This window comes from Streptomyces sp. NPDC006691, assembly GCF_042869955.1.
Classification (GTDB): Bacteria; Actinomycetota; Actinomycetes; order Streptomycetales; family Streptomycetaceae; genus Streptomyces.
This window is the reverse complement of the sequence record NZ_JBIAGW010000001.1, coordinates 475596-489014: the sequence shown is the minus strand read 5'-3', so window position 1 is coordinate 489014 and position 13419 is coordinate 475596. Positions and strand designations below refer to the sequence as shown.

The following is a 13419-nucleotide window of genomic DNA, read 5'->3' as shown; positions in this document are numbered from 1 at the left end:
GTAGCCGGCCCCGTAGCGGAGTAGGCGGGTGCTCAGCTCAGGGAGCGAAGACCTTCGCCGCGCGCATGGTCCGCCACGTCACGGGCCTGGCCGACCAGGGAGGACAACTCGCCCGCGCCGGTCCCCCGCGCCTCCCCCCAGGCCCGTGTCATGAGGACGCCCTGTTCTTCCAGGCGCGTGAACACGGCGCCCGGCTGAGCGGTGCGCAGGCTCCGCTGCCAGGTGGCGAGGACGTGGCCCGCGGGGTCCTGAGCGTACGGGGGGATCGTGGCGGCCATGGGCGCGGTGAGCACGCTCTGAACCGTCCGGTCCCACGTGCCGAGCCGCTCCTTGCCGAGTGCCTTGCGGGCATGGTCTGCCACCGCGTCGAACGACCCCAGGACCCAGGCGTTGCGCATCGGATGGACGGCGGGAACGGGATCGGTGCCGGGGGAGGCCAGCTCACGCGCCGCCCGCCGGGTCGAGGCGGCGCGAAGGGTGGCGTAGGACGTGGGCTCGGCGGACAGGGCGCCCAGGGCCCGGAGCAGGGTGGTGCGGTCCACGGCCAGGTGGACGCCGTTCCCGTCCTGCCAGGGCGCGTCGGCGGCGAGGCCATGGCGCGCGTAGTCGGCGTCGCCGGGGCCGAGAACGGCGTGGGTGTCGTCGGCGTAGTCGGCGACGGCCTCGGCGAGTGGAACCGTCACGCGGCCGTCGACGCCCGGCCCGCCGTCGTCGGCGAGGGCGAGGAGAACGTTCTTCATGGCCTGTGCCTGCTGGAGGCTGTGCTGCCCGGTCCCTCCGGCGGAGGCGGTGGCCCGCTTGACGGCCTCCCCCAAGTCGGCGCATCCGAGGCCCTGTTGGGCGCCCAGTGCGGCCTGGACCCGGCGGTCCTTGAGCAGCCGGTCACAGGACCCGGAGCCGTCCCCGGGCCGCAGCAGGAGCCAGGCGCCCAGCCCGGCCCCGATCAGTACGACGGCCACGACCGCCGCCGCGGCCCGCGTGCCGGCCGAACGGCGACGGATTGCTTCGGACATGCTCCCCCGGACCTCCCCCGACGCGATCCCCGCCCGTCTCCGCGGACGAGGGGCCCCGCAGACGCGGCCCCACGGCTCTCGGCGTCGATCATGAGGTTACAACCGGCCCCTGCGCGGCGCCCCTGTGCAAAGATCTTGAACGCATTCAAATTTCAGGACGGCCCGGAGTCCTCCGCCGTCATCCCGTCGGACGGCTCGGCCCCTGGTCGGGCCGCTCCTCGGGCCCCGCATCCGACGGACTCTCCGCCCCCGTCTCGTAGAGCTCGAACCAGATCGACTTGCCGTCGCCGCGGGGGTCCACGCCCCACGCGTCCGCCAGCATCTCCATCAGGATCAGGCCCCGCCCGCTGGAGGCCATCTCGCCGGGGCGGCGGCGGTGGGGGAGTTCGTCGCTGGCGTCGGCGACCTCCACGCGCAGCCGGCGGGTGCCGAGGGGGCCCCTTGCCTCGGCCACCAGGAGGGCGTCGCCGTCGGTGTGGACCAGGACGTTGGTGATCATCTCGGAGATCATCAGGACCGCCGAGTCGACCTGCTCCTCGTCCGCCCAGTCGTGCAGCAGCTCGCGCAACTGGCGGCGGGCGCTCGCGATGTGCTCCGGCTCCGCCTGCGCGACGGTCAGGGCGGTGCGGCGGACCGGCGCGGGCGAGGCGGGACCGGTCCGGCCGGTGACGGCGTTGCGGCGCAGGAGCAGCAGCGCGATGTCGTCCTCGCGGCGGTCCACCAGCGGGCCGATGGTGTGGTGCGAGGAGGGCCCGTGCACGGCCTGGACCAGTTCGTCGGCGAGCTGCTCCAGGCTGTCCCCGGTGTGCTTCTCCAGGACCGGGCGCAGCCGCGTCCAGCCGCTGGCCATGTCGTGGCCGCCGGTCTCGATCAGACCGTCCGTGCAGATCATGATCGTCTCGGCCGGGTCGAGGACGAGCCGGGTCGTCGGGTAGTCGGAGTCCGCCTCGATGCCGAGCGGCAGGCCGCCCGCCGTGGAGCGGATCAGGGCGGTGCCGTCGGCGGTGCGGATCACCGGGTCGGGGTGGCCGGCCCGCGCGATGTCGAGGGTGCCGGTGGCCGGGTCGACCTCGATGTAGAGGCAGGTGGCGAAGCGCGGCGCGTAGTCCTCGTAGCCGTCGCCGTAGGGGTCGGGCACCCCGTACGACTCGGTGATCCCGTAGAGGAAGCGGGAGGCGCGCGAGAGGACGGCGTCGGGGCTGTGCCCCTCGCTCGCGTACGCCCGCAGCGCGATCCTCAGCTGGCCCATCAGGCCGGCCGCGCGCACGTCATGGCCCTGTACGTCCCCGATGACCAGGGCGAACCTGCCGCCGTCGCCGTCCGTGCGGGAGCCGCCGCCGGGCAGCGGGATCATGTCGTACCAGTCGCCGCCGACCTGGAGGCCGCCGCCGGTCGGCACATAGCGGGCGGCGACCGTCATGCCGGGGATCTCGGGGCCCAGCGTCGGCATCATCGCGCGCTGGAGTCCGAGCGAGAGCTCCCGCTCGCTCTCCGCCTCGCCCGCCCGGGCCAGGGCCTGCGCCAGCATGCGGGCCACCGTGGTGAGGACCGAGCGCTCGTCGGGGGTGAAGGCGACAGGGTGCTTGAACGCGGCCATCCACGCGCCGATCGTGCGCCCGGCGACGATCAGCGGCACGAACGCCCACGAGTGGCGGTCGAAGCGCTGGGCCAGCGGCCAGGTGGCGGGGAAGCGGCGCCGGTACTCCTGCGGCGACGGCAGATAGATCGCCCGCCCGTTGCGCACGACGTCGGCGGCCGGATAGTCCGTGTCGAGCGCCATGTCCGTGAACGGGCCGTCGTCCCCGGGGTTGTGCCCGTGGTGCCCGATGATCGTCAGCCGCTCGCCGGCCACCCCGAACACCGCGAGGCCGTCCGGCGAGAACCCCGGCATGGACAGGGACGCGGCGACCCGGAGCACCTCGGAGGTGGAGCGGGCCTCGGCGAGCGCGCGGCCCGCGTCGAGCAGGAACGCCTCCCGCGAGCGCCGCCAGTCGCCGGTGATCGAGGGGTGGGCCGCGGTGGTGCCGGGCTGGGGCTCGGCGACCTCCTGGATGGTGCCGATCAGGAGGTAGTCCCCGCCCCGGATGACGGGTTTGGAGCGGCTGCGTACGGTGCGCAGGACGTGGCCGTGCTCGTCCATGATCCGCAGCCGGACCTCGGCGAGGGTGCCCTCGGCGACGGCGAGGTTCACGATGCCGTCGACCTCGTTCCAGTCGACGGGGTGGAACCGGGAGCGTACGGCGGACTCCGTCAGGGTGGCGGGCTTGGCGGGCAGGCCGAGGAGCCGGGCGGCCTCCGCGTCGAGGGTGACCGTCCCGGATCCGTTGTCCCAGCGCCACAGGCCAGTCGCGATCGCGGCCAGGACGTCCTCTGTGCGCATTGCCCCTATTTAAGAAGATCCCGGGGTCCGCCGCCACCGAGAGCCGGCCGCGTACCGGACCGTGAGCGGGCCGCGAGGGGGCCGCTCACCGGGCGGTAACCTGGACTGGTTGATTCCCGCCTGTCTCGCGAAGAATCTCGCGAAGAGTCGCGCCGTCGCGCGAAGAATTGGACGAATGATGCACCGGTACCGGTCCCACACCTGCGGCGAGCTCCGCGCCTCCGACGTCGGCAGCGACGTCCGGCTGAGCGGCTGGCTGCACAATCGCCGAGACCTGGGCGGCATTCTCTTCATCGACCTGCGGGACCACTACGGCATCACGCAGCTGGTCGCCCGGCCCGGCACGGCCGGCGCCGAGGCCCTGGACAAGCTGTCCAAGGAGACCGTCGTCCGCGTCGACGGCAAGGTCGTCTCGCGCGGCACCGAGAACGTGAACGGCGAGCTGGCGACCGGCGAGATCGAGATCGAGGTCGGCGAGGTCGAGGTGCTCGGCACCGCGAACCCGCTGCCGTTCACGATCAACGCCGAGGACGGCGTCAACGAGGAGCGGCGCCTTGAGTACCGCTTCCTGGACCTGCGCCGCGAGCGCATGCACCGCAACATCATGCTGCGCAGCGCCGTGATCGCCTCGATCCGCTCCAAGATGGTCGCGCTCGGCTTCAACGAGATGGCCACCCCGATCCTGACGGCGACCTCGCCCGAGGGCGCGCGTGACTTCGTGGTGCCGTCGCGTCTGAACCCGGGCAAGTTCTACGCCCTGCCGCAGGCCCCGCAGCAGTTCAAGCAGCTGCTCATGATCTCCGGCTTCGACCGGTACTTCCAGATCGCGCCCTGCTTCCGCGACGAGGACGCCCGCGCGGACCGCTCGCCGGGCGAGTTCTACCAGCTCGACGTCGAGATGAGCTTCGTCGAGCAGGAGGACGTCTTCCAGCCCATCGAGAAGCTCATGACGGAGCTCTTCGAGGAGTTCGGCAACGGCCGCCACGTCACCTCGCCCTTCCCGCGGATCCCGTTCCGCGAGTCGATGCTGAAGTACGGCAACGACAAGCCGGACCTGCGCGCCAAGCTCGAACTCGCCGACATCACCGATGTGTTCGAGGGCTCGGAGTTCAAGGCGTTCGCCGGCAAGCACGTGCGCGCCCTGCCGGTGCCGGACGTGGCCGGTCAGTCCCGCAAGTTCTTCGACGGGCTCGGCGAGTACGCCGTCTCGCTCGGCGCGCAGGGCCTGGCCTGGGTGCGGGTCGGCGAGGACGGTTCGCTGTCCGGGCCGATCGCCAAGTTCCTCACGGACGACAACGTCAAGGTGCTCACCGAGCGCCTCGGCCTGGTCCCCGGGCACGCGGTGTTCTTCGGCGCGGGCGAGTTCGACGAGGTCTCCAAGATCATGTCGGGTGTCCGCGTCGAGGCCGCGAAGCGGGCCGGGCACTTCGAGGAGGGCGTGTTCCGGTTCTGCTGGATCGTCGACTTCCCGATGTACGAGAAGGACGAGGAGACCGGCAAGATCGACTTCTCGCACAACCCGTTCTCCATGCCCCAGGGCGGCCTCGCCGACCTGGAGGAGAAGGACCCGCTCGACATCCTGGCCTGGCAGTACGACATCGTCTGCAACGGCATCGAGCTGTCCTCCGGCGCGATCCGCAACCACGAGCCCGAGCTGATGCTCAAGGCGTTCGAGATCGCGGGCTACGACCGCGAGACGGTCGAGGCCGAGTTCGCGGGCATGCTGCGCGCCTTCCGTCTCGGCGCCCCGCCGCACGGTGGCATCGCCCCGGGCGTCGACCGCATCGTGATGCTCCTGGCGGACGAGCCGAACATCCGGGAGACCATCGCGTTCCCGCTGAACGGCAACGCGCAGGACCTGATGATGGGCGCCCCGACGGAGCTGGACGAGTCGCGCCTGCGCGAGCTGAACATCTCCCTGCGCAAGCCGGTCGCCGACAAGTAGGCAGCCGCGCAAGGGCAGTTGTGCAACCTGCGGGCCTCGGCCCGCATTCGACCCCCCGGGCCCTGGCCCGGGGGGTCGGTCGTTTTCGCCCGAACGCGGGCCGCGGGGCTACCGGTCGAAGATGACGGAACGGAACTTCACGTCCTTGCCGCCGGATCCGCCGTGCATCTTCAGGGGGAAGGACTCGCCCTCGCAGTCGACGTCGGTGTAGACCGTCGCGATGCTGTTGGTGAGGTTGCGCGGGGAGTGCGCGGGCGTCGTGTCCGGCTTGGCGACCTGCTCCAGGGTGAGGCAGTACAGGCCCTTGGGGTTGAGCAGGGAGCCCTCAAGGGTCTTGCCGTCCCGCTCGTACGTGAAGCGGAACGGGCCGCTGGCGGCGCTGGCGGGGGAGGTCGGCAGGGTGACGGCGAGTGCGAAGGCGCCGAGGGCGGCGGCGAAGGCGGAACGGAGACGCATGGGGGGACATCCTTTGCGGGCTGTGCGGAGGGACGGATTCGACCCGAGCCTGTCCGAGTCGCCGTGCCCTCCCAACTCCGTGGGGCGTCCTGTCGCCCGTTCGTGGAGGCCAAATCCTTTCTGCTGCGACCGAGTGGGGGAACTTCCACCCCGCCCCGTGTCCGGCCCCGCCACCCGCCCGCCGGAGGCGGCCCCTGCCGGGGCGCCCGCGGCGGACGGGAGGCGGCGCGGCCCGAGCGTCAGTTGTTGTTGTTCTTCGAGCGGGCGAAGAACTCCAGTTCCGCGATGGCCACCTGCTTGTCCTTCGCCGCGCCGAAGGCCGAGCGGAGGATCAGGCGGACCGAGGCGGCGTCGCGCACCCGGACGTTGATCTGCTGGACTCCGCCGTCGTTGATCGAGCGGTGCGAGAGGTGCTGCTTGCCGCTCGTGTCGGTGACGATCAGGTCGAATTCCTGCGGCCGGGCCTGTTCCGACTGCTGGCCCGTGCGCTTGGAGGTGCCCGGGGTGATCAGGAGCGCCAGGAGGTCGGTCGGCTGGCCGAACGTCGCCTCCAGGTAGGTGCCCTCCGCGTCGCCCGCGTAGCCCGTGCCCCACCAGGTGTTGGAGTAGCTGTCACCGGCCAGTTGCGGGCCGTGCTTGGGGTCCGAGTGGGACGCCTTCCAGTCCGTGGGGTGGACGGCCACGCGCTTGGCGAAGTGGTCCTGCACCGCCCGCGCGGCCGGGGGGCCGCCGATGATGCCGCCCACCACGACGCCCACCACCGCCACCGCGATCAAGGCCCTGGCGATCCAGCGCTTGCGATCCCGGTGCAGCGCGGGCCGCTGGCCGGCGTACGGGCCGGTCGCGTTGTCCTGGCGGCGCGGCGTGAGCGGGGTCGCGCAGCTGCGGCAGAAGTTGCGGTGCTGGTGGTTGGGGGTGCCGCAGGCCGGGCACGGCGCGCCGGTCTCCTCGACGGGGCCGGCCGAGCGGACCCGGGGCCGGGAGGCCTCGGGGCGGCCGGGGAGCACGGTGCCGGGGGTCTCGGGCGCCGGCCCGGGCGCCGATGCCTCCGCCACGGGTACGAGCAGGGCCCGGGCGGCGTCGGAGGCCGAGGCGGCGCGCGTCTCGGGGACCGGGGTGGTGTCCTGGGCGTCACGGGCCTCCCGTGCGGCCGGGGTGCTGCGCGGCTCGTTCGGCACCGCCGGGGTCGGGACGGTCATCGCGTCCGGCCGGGCGGGCGGCGTCGACGGTCCCGCGGGCCGCGTGCCCGGCACGAACACCGGGGTGCCGGCCGGCGGCGTCGGGGCGTCCGGGGCGATGCTCCGGCGGGCCGGCTCGGGGGACGGAGCCGAAGCGGGAGGAGCCGACGCGGGCGCGGCCGGGGCGGCCGGGGCGGGCGGAGCGGCGTCCGGGGCCGGCGGGGCCGCGGGGGCCGCCGGCGCGGTCCAGCGGAGGAACGCCCCGCAGGAGTCGCAGAACGACTGCCCGGTGGCGCGGGCCGGGGTGCCGCAGTCGGGGCAGGGGACCATGGCCGGGGTGGACATGAAAGGTCAGTTCCCTTCGGGGGTGAGGGTCTTGCGAGCGGATACCTCGGCCGTGAAAGGGAGGTGCGCGGGACGGGCGGCCGCCACCACCGCTTCGAGGCGGTGGGGGTCGACGGTGGACGGGTCGGACACCTTCAGGGTCACCCGCAGGGACGGCTTGGCGTCGCCGGGGAACGGCCCGAGCGGCCGGGCCGACCAGGTCGCGCCGCCGCTCTCGCTGATCTCGGGCCGTACCCCGAAGGCGAGTTCGACCGCCCGCGACAGGCCCTCGGCGGTGCCCCGGACGCGGTGCAGGGAGACCGCCGTCGCCACCGCGTGCCGGCGGATCTCCAGCGGCTCGGTGCCGTCGAGCTCCGTGCCGACCCAGCTCGTCAGCCAGTCCACGAAGTCCTCCGGCGCGATCGCCGGGTCGAAGTACGCCTCCAGGCAGTCCAGGACGTTGAACAGCGGGGCCAGCACCACGTCCAGGCCCTCGACGAACCGCTGCGCGAAGTCGTCGTCCGCGTACACCGCGGGCAGCTGGCCGCCCAGCGGGTGCGAGGAGGCGAGCCCGTCGACGGATCCGCGCGCGCTCATCGGGCCTCGATGACGCGGACGCGGTGGTCGAAGGGGAACAGCAGGGCGGAGGGGGACAGCTCGATGCGGTCGGTGGCGTCGCCGCGGCGGCCGGTCAGCGGGTCGGCCGGGTGCAGCAGCACCTCGTCCACCAGCTCCACGCCCGGCACCCGCTGGAGCGCCGCGAAGATCTCGCCCGCCCGCAGCGGACGCCCGAAGGGCCAGCCGGTGCCGTGGGCGCCGCCGGTCAGCGGGTCCAGGTACGAGTACAGCGCGTTCAGGGCCTCGTCGCGCACGTGGTCGGCCTTGGCCGCGCGGAACGAGTGCAGGGTCGCCACCACCGTGACGCCCTGGTAGAACGGCGGGCCCACCGCGAGGCGGGTGCCGAGCGGGCGGCGGTCGTCCAGGAACGACGTCACCCGGCCCAACAGCTCGTCGCCGGGCACCAGTTGCTCGAAGCGCAGCCGGCCGCCCCGGTCCGGCACGGCCTGCGGGACGACCAGGACGCGCACCGCGTTGTCGCCGGACTCGTCCGCGTCCGCCGCCAGGCACGCGATGCGGGCGGTCTCGGGCGCGGCTCTGCGGGCCAGCTCCTCGTAGTCGCGCGCGGTCACCGCGCGCTCCTGGGCGCGCAGCGCGATCGGCGCCCGCGTCTTGGCCTCCTCGACGGTCTCGCCGTCGACCCCGCCGCGCGCCGCCTCCCGGTTCTCCACCCGGGAGATGTACGGGATGGAGCTGCGCAGGACCTGGATCGCGCCCCGGGCCACATTGCCCGAGCGCCCGCCGCCGGTGCCGTACTGGGAGGCGCGGATGGCCGCGCCCTTGATCGGCACGGCCCCGAACTGCCTTACCGAGCCGTCGGGTTGACGCACCGAGGGGCCGAAGGCGAGCTCGCCGGTGGCCGCGTCGAGCGTGAAGTGGCGGTCGAAGGGCGACGAGGACGCGAAGTCGCCCACCATCTCCCACTCCTCCCAGCCCTCGCCCGCCGAGATCTCCAGGCGTACGCCGCCGACGACGGGCGCGTGCGCCAGCATCAGGCGCTGGCCCGGAACGCCCTCGGATTCGCCGAGCGACTCGTCGCGCACCGACTCGGCGTGCGAGACGCGCGTGGTGCCGCCGATGGTGAAGGCGGAGGCGCCGCGCACGGTCGGCGAGACGCTGTAGAACGGCTGGCCGGGCGCCGCCTCGGTGACGCGGCAGCGCAGCCAGCCCGCGTCCAGGCCGCCCATCCGGGAGACGGTGTGCGCGGGCGGCATGTGCAGGATGACCTCGCCGGGGCGGTTGAGACCACCGGTGCTGTCCTCGGCGACCTCGCACTCGGCCCAGCCGTCGGCCGTCCACGCCTCCCACACCAGCGGAGGCTGGCGCGGGTCGACGCCGACACCGTCGACGCGGCTCTCCAGGCGCAGCGCCGCCGTGCAGTTCGGCAGGGCCGCCGACAGGCCGAAGAGCAGCACGTCACCGGGGAGCGGGCCGGAACTGAACACCGAGACGTCGGTGCCGCCGAGCACGTCCTGCGAGCAGTTCTCGGGGGCGGAGCCCGCCGGCTGGCGCAGCACCTGGTCGAGCCGGCAGGGCACGATCGTCAGATCGTCGTCGGTCGCGAAGACCACCGCCTCCTCGGTCTCGGTGCGGCCGGTGGTGACCTCGGTGCCCCGCGGCAGCACGACCGGCTCCGACTGCGGGGCCGACAGCCAGAACGTCACCGAGGCCTTGGCCGCCGACGGCGGGAACAGCGTCACGCCGAGCAGGTCGAGGAAGGCCAGCTGGTTCTTCTCGGGAACCCGGTTGAGCCGGTACACCAGCTGGTCCGCCATGTGCGCGACGGCCTCGATCAGGGTGACACCCGGGTCGGAGACGTTGTGGTCGCTCCACTCGGGGCAGCGCTGCTGGACGTAGCGCTTGGCGTCGTCGACGAACTGCTGGAAGCGGCGGTCGTCGAGGTGGGGTGCGGGCAGGGCCATCAGTTTCGTTCGCTTTCGCCGGGCGTCGGGCCTGGCTGGTCGCCGCCCTCGGAGGGAATCACGTAGAAGGGGAAGACGAGGCTGCGCGGATTGTTGGTGCCGCGCACCGAGTAGCGCACGTCGATGTGGAGCACGGTCGGCTCGTCGGGTGCCGGGGTCACCGTGACGTCCTCGACCTCGATCCTGGGCTCCCAGCGGTCGAGCGAGGTGCGCACCTCGTAGCGGATGCGCCCGGCGGTGGCGTCGTTGACGGGCGCGAACACCAAGTCGTGCACCGCGCAGCCGAATTCGGGACGCATGGGACGTTCGCCCGGCGCGGTGGCGAGCACCAGGCGCATGGACTCCTCGATCTCACGGTCGCGCCGGGCCAGGGCGATGCCGCCGCCCGGCTCGGTGCGCATCGGGAAGGCCCAGCCGGCCCCGACGAAGTGTTCGCTCATCTCAACTCTCCTAGACGATCGGCATGCCGTTGACCAGCGGGGCCGCCGACTGGATCGAGAAGGCGGGCGCGTTGACGAGGACGGTCGCCGAGTCGATGGTGAGGTTGGCGATGGCGTTGATGGTCGTCGCGCCGACCGAGTTCAGCGCCATCAGGCCGCCCGCGCCGATGGAGGCCTCGCCGCCCGCCTTCATGTCCAGGGCGAGGCCCGCCTTCACGTTGATGGCCATGCCCGCGTCGATCTCGATGGCGCCGCCCGCCTTCAGGCTCAGGTTGCCGCCGGCCTTCAGGGACAGGTTGCCGCCCGCCTCGATGTCGACGGTGCGCATGCCCTTGATCTCGACGCTGCCGTCGCTGTTGATCGTCAGGGAGGTGCGGGCCTCGTTCAGCTGGATGTGCAGCCTGCCCTTGCCGGTGCGCAGCCGGATGCCGCTGGACATGCGGGCCGCCCCGCCGCTTTCGAGCAGCTCGACGGTGTGCCCGCTGCGGGCCGTCAGGGAACGCCAGTTGATCTGGCCGCTGGTCGGGTCGACGGCCGGATAGTTGTCGGGCTCGCGGGTGGGCTTGTCGATGCCGTTGTAGAGCCCGGCGATGACGTACGGGTGTTCAAGCGAACCCCGGTCGAAGGCGCACAGCACCTCGTCGTTGACCTCGGGAAGCAGCAGCCCGCCGCCGTCCCGGCCGCCGAACTGCGCGACCCGGCACCAGTCGCTCTCGTACGTCGCGGACAGCCACGGGAAGCGCAGCCGGACCCGGCCCATGCGCCGCGGGTCCTTGGTGTTCGTGACCAGGGCGACCGCGACACCCGGCATCTGCGGCGCCTGGTCGGTGCCGCCCGAGGCGAGCCCGTACAGCGAGCGGAACTGGCGGCCCGAGACGTTCAGCCAGGTCGTGTACTTCTCGCCGGACGCGAAGACGTGGCGGACACCGGTCGCGGTGTACTTGCCCTCGAAGGGGAAGCCCGCCCCCTTCACGGCGATCGGGGTGCCCGGCTTGAGCTCGGGGTTGCCGGTGACGGCGACCTCCAGCTCCGCGAACGCGCCCGTCACGTCGTCGGCGAGGGCGCGCGAGGCGTGCGTGACCTCCGACAGGGTGGTGTGCGGGACCTGGGTCGCGGTGAGCTCGGCGGGGCCGAAGGGCAGCGTCACCTGGCCCGGGGTCATGTCGGCGACGATGTCCTTGCTGGTGACCGCCGGGGAAGGGGCGTTGAGCTGCTGGCGGGTGCGCATGTCCCAGCCGCGCACGTTCACCTTCCGCACCTGCCCGGCCGCCGTCATCGAGGCCCGGCTGTGCAGGGTGTTCGCCCCGAAGTCGAGGACGAACGGGCTCTGTGCGGCCGCCGTGGTGTCGGACGGGGCGCCAGAGGCGGGGGCGAGCCCCGCGAAGTTGAACTTGCCCTTGTTGTCGAAGGACAGGCGCACGTCGTTCTCGGCGGCCAGGCGGGACAGGAAGTCCCAGTCGGTGATGTTGGGCTGGGTCGCCAGGTCGTACACCGTCGACGTCGACTCGATCTTGCCGATCGACAGGCCGTTCATCCCGGCCACGCGGCGCGCGATGTCGGAGGCCGTCATGTTCGGGTAGCCCTCGACCCGGCGGTTGCGCAGCAGCCGGTGGCCGGGGTCGTAGCCGCGCACGACCAGGGTGCGGCCGGCGCCGGGCTCGGCGTCGACCTCCATCGCGGTCACCTCGCCGGTCAGCATCGGGTCGCCCCGCCTGCCGTCGGTGAACGGGCTCAGGACCGCCTTGGCCCCGATCTTCAGCATCGGGAACTTGGTGGTGAGCTGGCTGTCCTTGTCGCTGAACGTGAGCTGGAAGGCGGCCGGCACATTGACCGAGGAGTCCACCCAGCCCTCGATGAGGCGCAGCGCCAGCGGGTCGGGCAGCACGGTGCCGTTCAGCTGGACGTGCAGAACGGTGGTGAAGGTCTTCTCGGTCACGCGATGTCCTCCGAGGAAGCGGGCAGCAGCAGTTCGGTGCCGGGCCGCAGCCGCATCGGGTCGTCGATCTCATTGGCCTCGGCGATCACACGCCACTGGGTGGCGTCGCCGTACTCGCGCCAGGCGAGCGAGGCCAGGGTGTCCCCGGCCACCGTGCGGTGCACCCGGCGCGCGGACAGGGCGCCCGAGGTGGGGTTCTGGCGCTTGGTCTCGCTGGACACCTCGGTCAGCGACAGCGTGCACGTGGCGCGCAGCGGCATGCCGTTGGGGCTGAACAGCGTGTAGTTGGCGTTCACGCTCGTGACGTACGCGACGAACTGGACCGTCGAGAACGAACCCCAGCTGAACTCCACCCACGGCGGCGAGGGCGCCTTCGCGCTGATGCTCTGCGAGGTCACCTCGCAGCAGGACAGGAGCAACTCCACCTGGTTCTGCACGGTGTTGGAGCTGGGTGTGCCCGAGGCGTCGAGGAACACCTCCAGTTGCAGCGAGGCCGGCATCGCGCCGGTGAACTTCGGCGGCGCGCCCCTGCTGTAGGAGATGGCGGGCGTGGTGATCCAGTTCGCGGACCGGCCGAGCTGCACCTGGGACGGGTTGAACTGGAACTTCACCTCGCCGATGCGCCCGCCCATCGAGCCGCCCAGGTCGGTGGGCGGCTGGTGGATGGCGAGGGTGGCGCGGGACAGGCCCGCCGACTTTCCTCCGGTGGGAGCGGCCATGCTCACGCACCTCCCGCGTCGGTGAATCCGTGGTGGGCGATCTCCAGGGTCTCGGTGGCCACGCTCGGGCTCGCCGGGTCCAGGCTCGGACCCGTCCAGCGCACCGGCAGGACCTCGACCAGACCCCACTGCGCGACGATCGAACCGTCCGCGCGCAGCGCCGCGATCTGCGCGGTGGGCCGGGTGATGCCGGTGGCGAGCGAGGAGATCCAGGACGCCACCTTGGAGGTGTCGGCGGTCAGCGGCCGGGTCAGCCGGATCGTGGAGAACGTGACCCGGGTGGGCAGCTGCCACACGAACCCGTTGTTGCCGCCCTCCTGGCGCTGCTCCACCTCGACCTCCGACGCGAGACCGTCGCACCCGTTGAACAGGCCGAGGTTCTGGCCGTCGATGGTCAGCTTGAAGAAGACGGTGGAGCCGGGGTCAAGGGTGGAGGGCATGGGGTGGTCTTCCGTCGGTGGGAGTGGTTACGGGCAGGTGGTGGCCGG

At 72.5% G+C, this 13419-nt stretch carries 11 protein-coding genes; 1 reads left to right on the top strand and 10 read right to left on the bottom strand.

Annotated features, from left to right (window positions below; translation table 11 throughout):
• Positions 1 to 32: 32 nt before the first annotated feature.
• On the bottom strand, positions 33 to 1013 hold the full coding sequence (locus tag ACFYNP_RS02150; RefSeq protein WP_388781760.1) for a hypothetical protein: 981 nt from the start codon (positions 1011 to 1013) through the stop codon (positions 33 to 35).
• 178 nt (positions 1014 to 1191) lie between these two features.
• On the bottom strand, positions 1192 to 3393 hold the full coding sequence (locus ACFYNP_RS02145) for a SpoIIE family protein phosphatase (protein ID WP_388781757.1): 2202 nt from the start codon (positions 3391 to 3393) through the stop codon (positions 1192 to 1194).
• Between the two features lie 178 nt (positions 3394 to 3571).
• Here ACFYNP_RS02145 and aspS point away from each other — a divergent pair, with 178 nt between their 5' ends.
• On the top strand, positions 3572 to 5338 hold the full coding sequence (gene aspS, locus ACFYNP_RS02140) for an aspartate--tRNA ligase (RefSeq protein WP_388414272.1): 1767 nt from the start codon (positions 3572 to 3574) through the stop codon (positions 5336 to 5338).
• A gap of 108 nt (positions 5339 to 5446) precedes the next feature.
• Here the strand turns inward: aspS and ACFYNP_RS02135 are convergent, their stop codons facing one another.
• The 8 genes from ACFYNP_RS02135 to ACFYNP_RS02100 all read right to left on the bottom strand — a co-directional run bounded on the left by ACFYNP_RS02135 (position 5447) and on the right by ACFYNP_RS02100 (position 13371).
• The gene (locus tag ACFYNP_RS02135; RefSeq protein ID WP_388781756.1) at positions 5447 to 5794 is read right to left on the bottom strand and encodes a hypothetical protein; all 348 of its coding nucleotides are present in this window, start codon (positions 5792 to 5794) and stop codon (positions 5447 to 5449) included.
• 239 nt (positions 5795 to 6033) lie between these two features.
• Positions 6034 to 7317: an NADase-type glycan-binding domain-containing protein gene (locus ACFYNP_RS02130; RefSeq protein ID WP_388781753.1), complete on the bottom strand. Its 1284-nt coding sequence runs from the start codon at positions 7315 to 7317 to the stop codon at positions 6034 to 6036.
• A 6-nt stretch (positions 7318 to 7323) separates the two neighbouring features.
• Positions 7324 to 7893, bottom strand: coding sequence for a phage tail protein (locus ACFYNP_RS02125; protein ID WP_388781751.1), 570 nt, complete (start codon positions 7891 to 7893; stop codon positions 7324 to 7326).
• Positions 7890 to 9836 carry a putative baseplate assembly protein gene (locus ACFYNP_RS02120; RefSeq protein WP_388413643.1) on the bottom strand — a complete coding sequence of 649 codons (1947 nt, stop codon included), beginning with the start codon at positions 9834 to 9836 and terminating at the stop codon, positions 7890 to 7892. Before ACFYNP_RS02120 ends, ACFYNP_RS02125 begins: the two co-directional genes overlap by 4 nt.
• The gene (locus tag ACFYNP_RS02115) at positions 9836 to 10276 is read right to left on the bottom strand and encodes a GPW/gp25 family protein (RefSeq protein WP_100575471.1); all 441 of its coding nucleotides are present in this window, start codon (positions 10274 to 10276) and stop codon (positions 9836 to 9838) included. The genes ACFYNP_RS02120 and ACFYNP_RS02115 overlap by 1 nt, the downstream gene beginning before the upstream one ends.
• A 10-nt stretch (positions 10277 to 10286) precedes the next feature.
• Positions 10287 to 12212 carry a VgrG-related protein gene (locus ACFYNP_RS02110; protein WP_388413640.1) on the bottom strand — a complete coding sequence of 642 codons (1926 nt, stop codon included), beginning with the start codon at positions 12210 to 12212 and terminating at the stop codon, positions 10287 to 10289.
• A complete protein-coding gene (locus ACFYNP_RS02105; RefSeq protein ID WP_388413637.1) occupies positions 12209 to 12931 on the bottom strand; it encodes a LysM peptidoglycan-binding domain-containing protein in 723 nt (240 codons plus the stop codon). Before ACFYNP_RS02105 ends, ACFYNP_RS02110 begins: the two co-directional genes overlap by 4 nt.
• Before the next feature lie 2 nt (positions 12932 to 12933).
• On the bottom strand, positions 12934 to 13371 hold the full coding sequence (locus ACFYNP_RS02100; protein WP_100575468.1) for a phage tail protein: 438 nt from the start codon (positions 13369 to 13371) through the stop codon (positions 12934 to 12936).
• Positions 13372 to 13419: the final 48 nt, after the last annotated feature.

What these genes read in the sequence shown, in the direction of transcription:
- ACFYNP_RS02130 (WP_388781753.1), bottom strand. Translation starts at nt 7,317, where the DNA reads ATGTCCACCCCGGCCATGGTCCCCTGCCCCGACTGCGGCACCCCGGCC.
- ACFYNP_RS02150 (WP_388781760.1), bottom strand. Translation starts at nt 1,013, where the DNA reads ATGTCCGAAGCAATCCGTCGCCGTTCGGCCGGCACGCGGGCCGCGGCG.
- ACFYNP_RS02115 (WP_100575471.1), bottom strand. Translation starts at nt 10,276, where the DNA reads ATGAGCGAACACTTCGTCGGGGCCGGCTGGGCCTTCCCGATGCGCACC.
- ACFYNP_RS02100 (WP_100575468.1), bottom strand. Translation starts at nt 13,371, where the DNA reads ATGCCCTCCACCCTTGACCCCGGCTCCACCGTCTTCTTCAAGCTGACC.
- ACFYNP_RS02125 (WP_388781751.1), bottom strand. Translation starts at nt 7,893, where the DNA reads ATGAGCGCGCGCGGATCCGTCGACGGGCTCGCCTCCTCGCACCCGCTG.
- ACFYNP_RS02105 (WP_388413637.1), bottom strand. Translation starts at nt 12,931, where the DNA reads ATGGCCGCTCCCACCGGAGGAAAGTCGGCGGGCCTGTCCCGCGCCACC.
- ACFYNP_RS02120 (WP_388413643.1), bottom strand. Translation starts at nt 9,836, where the DNA reads ATGGCCCTGCCCGCACCCCACCTCGACGACCGCCGCTTCCAGCAGTTC.
- ACFYNP_RS02135 (WP_388781756.1), bottom strand. Translation starts at nt 5,794, where the DNA reads ATGCGTCTCCGTTCCGCCTTCGCCGCCGCCCTCGGCGCCTTCGCACTC.
- aspS (WP_388414272.1), top strand. Translation starts at nt 3,572, where the DNA reads ATGCACCGGTACCGGTCCCACACCTGCGGCGAGCTCCGCGCCTCCGAC.
- ACFYNP_RS02145 (WP_388781757.1), bottom strand. Translation starts at nt 3,393, where the DNA reads ATGCGCACAGAGGACGTCCTGGCCGCGATCGCGACTGGCCTGTGGCGC.